At 36.7% G+C, this 11,908-nt stretch carries 6 protein-coding genes and 1 tRNA gene; all 7 read right to left on the bottom strand.

The features are described 5' to 3' along the window. Positions 1-1,764, bottom strand: a 1,764-nt coding sequence (gene gltX / locus F6K54_RS01940) for a glutamate--tRNA ligase (RefSeq protein ID WP_293073704.1), incomplete at its 3' end; no start/stop codon positions are given. Positions 1,765-2,271: 507 nt separating this feature from the next. Continuing rightward, a tRNA-Asp gene (locus F6K54_RS01935) sits at positions 2,272-2,345 on the bottom strand. Positions 2,346-3,128: 783 nt separating this feature from the next. Further along, a complete protein-coding gene (locus tag F6K54_RS01930) occupies positions 3,129-4,262 on the bottom strand; it encodes an esterase-like activity of phytase family protein (RefSeq protein WP_293073702.1) in 1,134 nt (377 codons plus the stop codon). Between the two features lie 1,519 nt (positions 4,263-5,781). Continuing rightward, a complete protein-coding gene (locus F6K54_RS01925; RefSeq protein ID WP_293073700.1) occupies positions 5,782-5,943 on the bottom strand; it encodes a hypothetical protein in 162 nt (53 codons plus the stop codon). A gap of 214 nt (positions 5,944-6,157) precedes the next feature. Then, positions 6,158-6,961 carry a COP23 domain-containing protein gene (locus tag F6K54_RS01920; protein WP_293073698.1) on the bottom strand — a complete coding sequence of 268 codons (804 nt, stop codon included), beginning with the start codon at positions 6,959-6,961 and terminating at the stop codon, positions 6,158-6,160. 655 nt (positions 6,962-7,616) lie between these two features. Continuing rightward, positions 7,617-8,375: a COP23 domain-containing protein gene (locus F6K54_RS01915; protein ID WP_293073696.1), complete on the bottom strand. Its 759-nt coding sequence runs from the start codon at positions 8,373-8,375 to the stop codon at positions 7,617-7,619. A gap of 563 nt (positions 8,376-8,938) precedes the next feature. After that, entirely contained in the window at positions 8,939-11,350 is a 2,412-nt protein-coding gene (locus F6K54_RS01910; protein ID WP_293073693.1) for a polysaccharide biosynthesis tyrosine autokinase, read from the bottom strand. Between the last annotated feature and the right edge of the window lie 558 nt (positions 11,351-11,908).

Below are 11,908 nucleotides of genomic sequence, written 5' to 3'. Positions count from 1 at the left end.
TTCAGATTTATCCGTAGGAGTTACTGCTGGTGCTTTATCTGTAGTTGGTTTAACAGTTTGAGACTTATCTGCAGGAGTTGTAGTTGGTTTCTGTTTCTCTACAGTAGGTTCAACAACTTCAGATTTATCCGTAGGAGTTACTGCTGGTGCTTTATCTGTAGTTGGTTTAACAGTTTGAGTTTCACCAGCAAGAGTAGTTGATGCTTTTATTTTCTGAGCTTGTTGTTTTGGTGCAACAGATGATTTTGAAGTTTCTGTTTTTATTTCAGCAAACCCTTTATTACTATTAGCACCCTCCTTTACTGTTTTGCTTTCTTCAACATTCTGAGCTATAGCTTTTTTGAAACGTAATATATCAAAACCCCTTTGATGCAGAAGTAACCATGACTGAATTAAATCTGGTCCTTGCATGGCACCAGTTAAAGACGCCCTGAGCGATCGCATGACAATGCCTTTCTTAACTTTAATTGACTGAGTTACCTTTTTAATAATTTTTTGTGCATCACCCACTCGCAGAGGTGAATCAATATCCATTTCCTCAATAATAGAATTAATAGATTTCACAGCATCTTCTTTCTGCATTTGTGCTGCTGCTTCTGCATCTAATTCTACAGTGGGGGAGAAGAATAACTTACTCATTTCTACTGCATCTGTGAGACGAGTCAAACTAGGTCCAATCAATGCGGCCAATTGTTCTAACCAAGGGCGATCGCTCTTTGGATCTAGTTCATATCCTGCTTTTTGCCAGACAGGAATTAATCTATCCGTCAATTCTCCTACTGGTAAATTATGTAAATATTGACTATTTATCCAATCCAACTTATTCCAGTCAAACTTCGCCCCTGCTTTATTCACTCTCTCAAAAGCGAACAGTTGAGATGCTTCTGTCAGGGTAAATATTTCTTGGGTTGAGTCTGGAGGTGTCCACCCAAGTAAACACATATAATTTGCTAATGCTTCCGGGATAAAACCTAATTCTTTAAAATCAGAAATTGAAGTTACTCCATCTCGTTTTGACAGTTTGCGTCCTTCTTGATTAAGAATTAAGGGGGTATGAGCAAATTCTGGTACTTTTCCCTCTAGGGCTTCATAGAGTAATATTTGTTTAGCTGTATTGGCAATATGGTCTTCACCACGAATTACATGGGTAATTTCCATATCCATATCATCTACCACCACTGCCATATTGTAGAGAGGTTGTCCCACTGTATCTCCACTAGCAGCACGGGAGATGACCATATCTCCACCCAAGTCGCTGCCCTTCCAGGTTACTGTCCCTCTAACTTGGTCCTTCCAGGTAATTATTTGGTCATTATCAATTTTAAAGCGAATTACTGGTTGTCTTCCTTCTGCTTCAAAAGCTGCTTGTTGTTCGGGTGTAAGGTTACGGTGGCGGTTGTCATAGCGGGGTGCTTCTTTTCTCGCTTTCTGAGCTTCCCGCATTTCCTCTAGTTCTGCTTCTGTACAATAGCAGCGATAGGCTAATCCTTTGTCTAGTAATTTTTGAGTAGCTGTTTGATATAATTCTAACCGTTGAGACTGGTAGGATGGTCCTTCATCCCATTCTAATCCTAACCAGGTCAATCCCTCCATAATATTTTCTGTATATTCTGGACGCGATCGCTCTATATCTGTATCTTCTATTCTCAGGATAAATTTTCCTTCCTGGTTTCTAGCAAATAACCAGTTAAATACAGCTGTTCTGGCTGTACCGATATGTAAGTTTCCTGTTGGACTTGGGGCCAGACGAACTCTAACACTCATATCAATTTCTATTTTGCTTTTTTGTTTTTAGATTTTTTTATCAATTCTGGTTGAATTTGAAAAAATATCTACTTTTTTTGCCAGATTTACCAGAGTGATATTAAAATCTATAATTTTGATACTTATTTGATTCCCTACTTTTACCATAAAGTATAGAGTTTCACCAAACAGCAGTTACCGAAAAATTGGGTTTAAAGCCTCGCCCTTGTAGGGCGAATTTTTATTTTATTTGTAAGTGAATTGAATATATGCTACAGTTTTATTAGTTGCCGGGGGGCACGCCTCCTCCGGAGGAGCTGCGAATTGCGGAAACTCTAAACGGATGTGGAGGGAAGCGTTAGACTACCGCCAAGGAAGCAGCACCCTGTGTTAGCGACAGCTATGCGAAGCAAAGCGTCAACCCGCCGAGGAGCTATGGCTCAGTAGGAATTCCCGTGCCTTTAGGCCGGGGAGGATGTCAATGTTCGTATCATTTTAAGCATTCTGACGCTTTAAGTCTTTTCTCTACGGGACTGACGGGGCTCGAACCCGCAACTTCCGCCGTGACAGGGCGGTGCTCTAACCAGTTGAACTACAGTCCCTTATTTTTAAGCCTTTTACTATTATGTGGTTTTTCTTTTGATTTGTCAAGCTTTTCTGTAAATTTTTTTCTACAGAACCCATTTTGGATCTATTTAGGGCTTACCGATATAATCTAAAAGCACTGACAGATAAAGGATTCAGTTTTTTTAGGTACAAAAAAGTGCCTGGTTTTCAACAGAAAACCCTCAAAAATTTAGCATACCTAAAGACAGGGGGGATAGCAGAAAAATCACGATCGACAAATATATCCGACTATCTCCTAATTAGGGTTTGCGTATGGAAAGTCTTTTTGCTAAGGCAGGGAATTGGGAATTGGGAATTGGGAATTGGGAATTGGGAATTGGGAATTGGGAATTGGGAATTGGGAATTGGGAATTGGGAATTGGGAATAGTCAGGAGTTTGGGGAAGTTATAGAGAAAGTCCTTGTAATAATGCAGGACTTACGCAAAGGCTCTATATATAGTGCCTTGCTCAGTTACGCTGGCGCTAACACACCCTACTGGACTGTTTCATCTTAAATGTTGCATTAGAAAATGGGGTATGGTGACGGGGTGATGGGGTGATGCAGTATCAGTGATACGAAAAAAGCGCTATGCAAAGTTTTAGCTGTGCATCCATCCGTGCATCCGTGGCCAAATCCGTGTCTTGCCCTGACTTCTCTAAAGCACCATTTTAGCTGTGTCAGTCCACTACTGGCGTGACTTTTGAATTGAATCTAATGCACCATTTAAGGTGTGTCAGTCCACTACTAGCGCGTCACTACTCCCCTACTCCCTACTCCCTACTCCCTACTCCCTAAATAGCTAAAAATAAGAATCTGAGTAATTTGTAGAGGGTTAAAATTATTATCGCTAACTAGGATGAGCGATCGCTGACTGTCTGCCAAGTCTGGGCCAAAAGTTATACCTTCAATATTGTCTAAGACTATTTCTAGAGTGCTGAAATCTAAGAGTAATTTTTTTTGCACTGGGGAAATATCAGTAATTTGATTATTTAAGGCATCAATATCTTGAATATTATCTGCACCTGATAAATTTATTTGGAAAAGTTTAATTACATTTCCTGTTGCTAGGGAAAAAGACCGTTCTAAACTTAAAAGATGAGTATCATCTAACGCAAGTAAATCGACTAAACCATTGGTACTAAAACCACCTACATTATTAGAATTAGTAGCAATAGGTTCTGTGATATATAGAAATTCTGTTTCTGGCTGACCTTTAGCTAAATCATACTGTATAATTCGACAGTAGCTACCCATACTAAAAGTTGCTTCTTCACCATCTTGAACTAAAGCATTTTCTGTAGCGGTAAAGAGATATTTTTTACTAGGAGCAATAGTTAAACTTTCAATAGCAAGATTATTTCTAACTCCATTGTTTGTTTCTATGATAAATTTTTCAGGGATTGGCAAATTTTGTAGTTGTTTACCTGTGAGAGAAAATTCTCTAATAAATGGTTGTATTTGACGTTCCCTATCTCCTTCAGAAGAAATAAATAAAGTCTCTCCTATCAAAGCAATTCCTTCTGTGTCAATACTCAAAGCAGGAAATGGTTTGCCTGTGTCATTTAATAAAGTTGTGACATCTGTAAAAGTTACAGTTTTCTCTGAAATTTCATCTTGCTCTAGGTCAATTTTCAGACTATAAAATCGAGCTGGTGCTTTGCTACTACGGTCATCAGAAATTGCATAATAAATTTGTTTTTCTGGATTGTAAGTTATGGCAGAAAGCCCACCAACTTCTGTATTTTTAAATTCTAATCTTGTGGGAAAGTTTACCTCTCCTAAAAAAGTAATTTTAGGAATAGTTACTTGAGTAGCTGAATTAATTATTCTGCTTGTAATTACAGCAATAATCAAACAAGTAATTAAGATTAAAATTAAGTATTTATAAGTCCTATTTTTAAAGATATTCATATATAGTAGTCTAATTTTGATTGTGAAGATTTTGATTGTGGAGAAAATGTTACCGAATTATTAATCATTAATTATTATACCAATTTGAAAAAAGAATGTTACGAATAGTCAGAGCGATAAAAAGACTTTACAGGAAATGTCCCTTTGACTAAAAATATAGTTTATGCCCTAAAAAATGGTATTAAAGACATTCCCATACGACTCCTGACTCCTGACTCCTGACTCCTAATAAATACCCTAGATATTTGTAGCAAACATTTATCAATTTGGTATTAGTTATTAATTATTAAATAATTCTGGTTTAAAGCCTCCCCTTTTAAGGGAAAAAAAGCGGTCGTTTGCGCAGCATTCCGTAGGATGGGATGGATGGGTTTCCTAACCATATCCAATCAACCAAGAGAAAAGAAATAATATCTCCTTATATTCAATTCCGTAACGGTTTTAACCAGAGGTAATTATCAATTATCCATTATCAATTATCAATTAATGAAAGCAGATTCGGTGGTATTGAAGTACAGATATTAACAATTAAACGTTCCCAGTGCGGGCATCTTGCCCGCGACAGGTGTACCTCATGCTTGGTGGAATTATCATTTTTTTTATATGCTTTAGCATTACTATTTAAGATAGAAAAATACCACTTTACACCAATTTGAAAAAAGAATGTTACAAAACCCTAGTTATACCAGTTTGATAAATCTTTGCTACAAATACTTAGGTTACTGTTTAGGAGTCAGGAGACAGGAGTCAGGAGTCGTATGGAAATGGGTTTTATGCCATTTATTATATAGTAATTTATCTTTTTCCTCCAATAAATATTTCCTACAAATTATTTTAATACTGCTTATTATCTGTAACATTCTTTTTTAAAATTGGTATTATAGGGAAAAGGGAAAAGAGAACAGGGAACAGGGAACAGGGAACAGGGAACAGATATTCGTAGCAAACATTTATCAAACTGGTATTATTTTATATTGATATAGATAACATAATACTTTCTCACCTTTCTTCTTCTTAATTATGAATAATTGGTTCTTCCTTCTTCCTTCTTCCCTAAGCATTCAACTATTAGCAGTCAGCTGTCAGCAATTAGTAATTAATAATTAGGGCTTGCTGAAAAAGTCTTATGGGTGCAGGTAGGAGACAGGAGACAACCCACCCCTCGCCCCTCCCAGGAGGGGGACAGGAGGAACGGGGAATTTGCAGGAGGTAGGAGTAAGAATTTTCCCAATATTGTTCTGCCCAACTCTTGACCAAAATCCTGAATTTTTGAACCATTACCACCTAAAACCTCGCATTTTTTCCAGATATAAAATTGCTAGAATAATTACACTTTGGAGGAGGTAAGGAAGAAGGCAGGAGGCAGGAGGTAGAAGGAAAGAAAAGGTGAGAAGAGAAAAGGTTTTTTTATCACTAATTATCCGGACATGATATAACTCCTGTCTCCTGTCTCCTGTCTCCTGTCTCCTAACCCTACGAAAAAAGACTTTTTCAGCAAACCCTAATTAGGGCTTGCTGATTAAATATCAAAGTGCTTACTGGTAAAAGTTTCAGCCTTTGCTGGTACTAAGGAAGTACCAGCTTTTAGGTAATTCCAGTTCAACAATCTGGGATTTTGGGCATTTCGAGGGGTAGAAAACCAAGGGAAAATTCTTCTGACTACCTCTTCTCGGAATCTCATTCCTCCTGGATTCACCAATTCTGTTTGCTTCGCGGTGACAAACGGAAATTCTGGCTCCTCCTCTAAAAAAAAGACTTTTTCAGCAAACCCTAATTATGATGATTTATGACGCGAGCAAGATGCTCGCACTAATTGTCAAACACCAACCTGGCAGTTGATATACCATTACTATGCAGAACTACCAATTTTTGTTGAACAATTATTATTTCGAGCTTTAAAACTCCCGATTTTCCATTTTTTTTTGTTCTTCTATAACTTGATAAATCAAATTTTCCATATCCACCTCCAGCATTTTTTCCTGATTTACTGATGATGCTTTCAACCCATCAAGAACCGCCAATTTTTCTACCCATTCAAAGCTTTGATTTTCCACATTTTCAGCATCGCTACTTTCAATGATTAACGAAGTACTAGCATTACCTTTGAGAGAACTTACTAAATTCATCAGAATTTTACCGTTAGTACCTCTATTATTACTTCTGAGAGTCCACAACAAATTACTAGAATTACAACTTCCTGCTTTCGCTGCACAAACTACGGCCGCACCATTAATAACTCCTTCACTTAAAGGAGGCATATTTGGCTTTCCCCCCCTCAGAAAATGCTGATTAAATCTATCTGTAACTGCCTGACAACGAACTTCTGGAGTATATTTGTCACCAAATTCTACCGAACCTGTCTGTGTCCATTGAATTAGAGGTCTTTTAGTCGCTTCCTTCCAGGATGTAACTATTTCACCCTGACGACTACGACGTGCTTGATATACCACTAGCGTGGTTTGATTTTCTGGCGTACAATCAAATTTATATTTGTATGCGTAACGCCTACTGTAACGTATCTTTTGAGGGTTGACAGAACGAGTGGGACTATTATCTGCCTCCTCATCAGATGTACCCAGTTGAGTAACTGTAGTATTTAAGTTTGTGAGTTGGGCAAAACTGGACTGTACTTTGATAACTAGGAGTTGAGTAGCGATCGCTACTGCACAAACCATAGGTAATATTTTTCGGTGTTCCATAATTAATATTTCCTAGAATATATATAGCCTACATTCCGCACGACAAAATGTAGTATAGTTGAAGGAGTCAGGAGACAGGAGACAGAATTTTAGAAGAAAATCATAGCTGCCGTGATTGAGTAGTCAATTAAGCAAGTGTTTATGCTTAATTTTTTACTCGGTATTTGATGAACAAAAAAAGTAATTAAGATGATTTAAGATAACTTGCATAGATTTTCACAGCTAAAGATTACGAAAAATGATGTTGTAAGTGCCAGACATCCCTTGTTTCTTGTATATCATTACTATACAGGACTATCCATCCTTCCTTTTCTATTAGACATCTGGTGATAATCAAAAATAGGCGTTGGTAAAGCGCGTGTATGATATTAATCTTAATTACTTAGGAGTCAGGAGTCAGTCCTCAGGAGTCAGGAGGGAAGAAAGAAGAATAAAAAGGAATAGAAGGAGAAAGTTTTTTGTTTGTACTCTTATCTGGGCAAGACATCATACCTCAAATTACCAACGCCCAAAAATCAAATCAATTATCGCGAAAAATCATCAATTCTTCCCCTGCACCGGAGGGGGAGGGGCGAGGGGTGGGTTCCCTACTCCTGTACGGGCGAATCGCGATTCGCCCCTACTCCCTACTCCCTACTCCCTACTCCCTCTTTTATTATTCAGGAAGTTCATCTTCATTATCAAATTTTTCACTTTCTTGTTCAATAATGACATCAATTATATTTTCCATGTTCACTTCTGAAAGCACTTTTTCTATTTCTTCATCATCTTGACTTTCTATAATTAGGCTACTGCTCGCTTCACCTCGAAGTGCGCTCAATAGTTGTCGAATAATTTGACCATTGGAATTTTGATTGTCATTTCTCAGAGTCCACAGAATATTATTTTGATTACAACCTCCTTCTGGTGCAGCACAAACCACTGCCTTTTCGTTGATAATTCCCTCACTTAATGGTGGTAGTCTAGGTCTACTTTCAATACGCAGGAAGTGATAGTTAAAATTAGCTGTAACTGTTTGACAACGCTTTTGAGGAGTCAGTCTACTATTTAATTCTGTTGTTCCTGCTTGAGTCCATTGAATAAGTGGTCGATCGGTAATTTTTTTCCACAAAGATACTATATTCCCTCTACGGTTTCGTCGTGCTTGATAAATGGCTAAAACTGTCTGATTATTTGAGTTACATTCAAACCTGTATCTAATAGCACGACGACGACTATAACCTGTATTTTGATTACTAGGGGACTGAGTGGAAGTACTCGTTTGAGCCTTTTTAGGTTGATTTTCTTGAGCTACTATAATATTAGGCTGAAATATAGTGCCTATTTGAGCTTGTGCCGTTATTGTTGACAATACTAAACCTCCACAAGCTAGAGATAATAGTAAGAACTTAGACATTGAATTAGGAGAACGCAAAATGACTTCCTCTTAATTATAGATGTTCTATTTAAGACGAATTTAAAAATTTAACTCCCCCGGCGGGAAGTCCCGCGCTCTCCCGGAGGGGAGCGCCGTATGGGAAAGCCGGGCGCTATCTGTGTTGTTCATCGGGGATTTTTTCTTTGTAGTATACATCTTATATTGTAGTATATGCTTTGATAGCTATTGACAATTACAAATAAATAGATTTTAATTGTTCTAAACACAGGGGGAGGACATCACCTCTGTATAAACAGCAGTCAGCTTTTTTTTCTGACTGAAGAATCCCGCGTTCGTCATCGTCATCGTCATGTCGCGTTAGCGCAACGTCGGGAGTATGTCAATAGTTCAAATCCTTTCTTTCTCCACGCCTTCTGACTCCTGACTCCCCCTCCTGGGATGGGTTAGGGGTGGAAAGTCAAAATTCAAAATTCAAAAGTCAAAATTCAAAAGTAAGAATTATCCAGAAATTATCAATTATTCCCCTCCCCTCCTGGGAGGGGCGAGGGGTGGGTTCCCTGTTCCCAGTTAAGTGTTCCCTCTTTTCTGGAGATGTCTATTTAACTTGACTGAACATAATCATAATCATAATATCGCTGATAATAAGAATCAGCTCGATCGCCATTACCAACTATTCCCAACATCGGTACACCTGCCATACTCAAGTCATCTAGAGCTAAATTTAAAGCCTCTCGTTCTGTCTTACCTAATCCCACTACTAACATTAATCCATTAGTACAAGCTGATAATAAACTAGCATCCGCTCGACCCAATAATGGTGCTGTGTCACAAATAACTAAATCAAAAGTTGTAGCTGCATCTTGAATTAATTGGTGCATTTGCCTTGAGGACAATATTTTTGTTGGGTCTGGGGGAATAGGGCCAGAAGTTAAAACAAATAGATTTTCATCCACAGGCGATCGCTGAATTGCAGTTTCTATTGGCACACCATCGGCAATTATGCTACTCAAACCCTGTTGATTAGAAAGTCCCATCATATTATGAATCTGTGGACAACGTAGATCGGCATCTATTAATAGTACCCGTTGGCCCATAGCGGCAGCCGCCCTGGCCAAATGACCTGCTACTGTAGATTTACCATCCCCTGGCGTTGCGGAACTAATGACAAAAGACTGAATGGGATTTTCTATATTTAGAAGGCGAATATTAGCATTTAAAGTGCGGAAAGCTTCTTGAAAAGCTGAAGGATATAATATTAAAGATGAACTGTTATTTTCTTTTAATTCATCATTCATCCAATTTCTTTGTTCATGTATAGGAATTATGCCTAACAATGGCAACCCAATAGATTTTTTGACTTCTTTTGGTGTTTGAAAAACATCTTGTTGAAATCCTTCTCCCAATTTAGCTAATAATATTCCTAATACCAATCCTGTTACTCCTCCCAAGGCAAGATTTAATATCATATTTGGAGAGACTGTTACTAACTCACCATTTTGAGTTTTCAGCAATTCTGGTGGTGCAATTAATTCCCAAGGTTGTACTTTTTCAAATACTACTTCTATCTGTAATTGCTGTTGTTTTTCTAATAAATCTTTGAGTATATTATTTGAATTTTTCAATTCTTGCTGAATTTCTTGATAACGCCCTACTACTTCTGGCATTTTGGCAATATATTCATTTAATTTTGCCTCAGCTTCATCTAATACTTTACTCCGTACTTCCAGAACTTCAATTTGATTCGCAGCCAAAATCATTTTATGAATTAACTCTAAGCGAACTGAGTCCTGAAAAGCTAAAGCCTTTTTACTTACTTCTTCTATATCTCTGCCAATAACTTTTTCTGCTTCTTGATTTAACAAAGGCAGTAATTTTTCTCTTTTTTGATATAAAGCTTGCATTTGAGGTGCTTTTTCTTTAAACCGAGCTGATTCTAGAGCAATTGTTGTTTCTACTTCCTGTAATTGATTTAGTAATGATTGATATCTTGCTGCTTGACTTAAAGCTGAAGCAATCAAAGCTTCTTCCGGATTAATTCCCAACTGACTCTTTAACATGGCATAGAGCGATCGCTGTTGGTCTAGTAATATTTTATTCTCTAGTTTTTGTGATTGAATTTGATTACTTTCTGCTGCTAATTCTTGACTTTTAAGCTCTGGGTTAATAAACAAATATTCCTGCTGTAGTTGCTGTAATTTTTGCCGTAAGTCTTTGGTTTTTTGTTGATTTTTTGAAATTTGTTCTTCAATAAAATCCAATCCTTCATCAGTATTAGTTTTCTGGTCATTTTGACCATATTCAGTATAAGCTGCTGCTAGTTTATCTAAGACAAACTTAATTTTTTTTGAGTCCGAATCTTGATAGCTAACTTCTATAATTTTTGTATTGTCTAATCTTTCAATTTTTAGTTTCTCTTGGCTCAAAAGTTTTCTTTCTGGTTTTTTAAACAAAAAATTATAATTTATTTCCGGATATTCCTTTTGTATTTCCACAATTACTGGCTGCATAAATTGCGGACTTTTTAACACTTGAATTTGAGATTGATAATCTAAGCCATACTTATCTAATTCTTGATTTTGTTGAATATTTTGGTTTGGATATGAAGTAATTCTGTCTTCTCCTGTGCCATAAATAATTTTGGCTGCTTGTTGTTCCCAATTTTCTTGAGAATTTGTAGTTAAATTTTGTGGTTCTGTGCCTAATTGATAATTAACTGAATTGGTAATTGTAACCGGTTCAACTAATATTTGAAATCTTCCCTCATATGTAGGAATCTGATTTAAAGTCCAGAAATATGCCCCTGTTGTTGTGGTAGTTGCGACACTGAAAATTAAGAAAAAACGATGACATACTAAGTTCCAAATCTTATTTTCTTTTTGAGATAGTTTTTCCTCTAATTGATGAAATTCAGCCTCATAAATATATTGATTCTGAGTCAAATTTCTCCTCTGATTTAGAAGTTGACCGCGATTATTATATAAAGATAATTGGGAGTTTTTTTCAGGTTCCATATCTATAAGATTAAAAGTTAAAAATAAAGTTATTACTGTGAATGAAGCAAGATAAATTTAAGAATATCCTATGGCATACCTACAATTACTATATATCTTCATTGAATAATCAGTTTATGTCCTAGTCAACTCCTTCTATGCTATATATAATCAATAAAGCTTAAGCAAAATGAGGTACACCAGTCGCGGGCAAGATGCCCGCACTACAAAGACTTTACCATTTATATTTGTACCTCATCTATCTCTCCTAGATAACTAATAATATTGTAAGCATTCAGCTATTAGCCGTCAGCTATCAGCAATAATACTCTGTATTTAAGGACAGGGTTTAAATGAATATAGACTTTAGAGTTGACTTTTGTAGTAAGATTTTTCACTTCTCAATTAAATATTGCTTTTATCACTAACTAAAAGCAATAGCTGATAGCTGACAGCTGACGGCTGAATGCTTACATAATATTTTTGCTAAAAACCCTAAATATTTTGATAGTTAAAAGCGAAAAATTAAGCTTTTCAGCCACATTTTACTTAAATAAATAAGTTTGTTGAAAATAGTGG

This window comes from Okeania sp. SIO3B5, assembly GCF_010692555.1.
In the GTDB taxonomy this organism is placed as follows: domain Bacteria; phylum Cyanobacteriota; class Cyanobacteriia; order Cyanobacteriales; family Microcoleaceae; genus Okeania.
Note: the sequence above shows the minus strand (reverse complement) of the source record. Positions and strands in the feature narration are given on the sequence as shown.

Bases quoted from the DNA above. Each gene is read 5' to 3' on its own strand.
- F6K54_RS01920 (WP_293073698.1), bottom strand. From the start codon at position 6,961: ATGGAACACCGAAAAATATTACCTATGGTTTGTGCAGTAGCGATCGCT.
- F6K54_RS01910 (WP_293073693.1), bottom strand. From the start codon at position 11,350: ATGGAACCTGAAAAAAACTCCCAATTATCTTTATATAATAATCGCGGT.
- F6K54_RS01930 (WP_293073702.1), bottom strand. From the start codon at position 4,262: ATGAATATCTTTAAAAATAGGACTTATAAATACTTAATTTTAATCTTA.
- F6K54_RS01925 (WP_293073700.1), bottom strand. From the start codon at position 5,943: ATGAGATTCCGAGAAGAGGTAGTCAGAAGAATTTTCCCTTGGTTTTCT.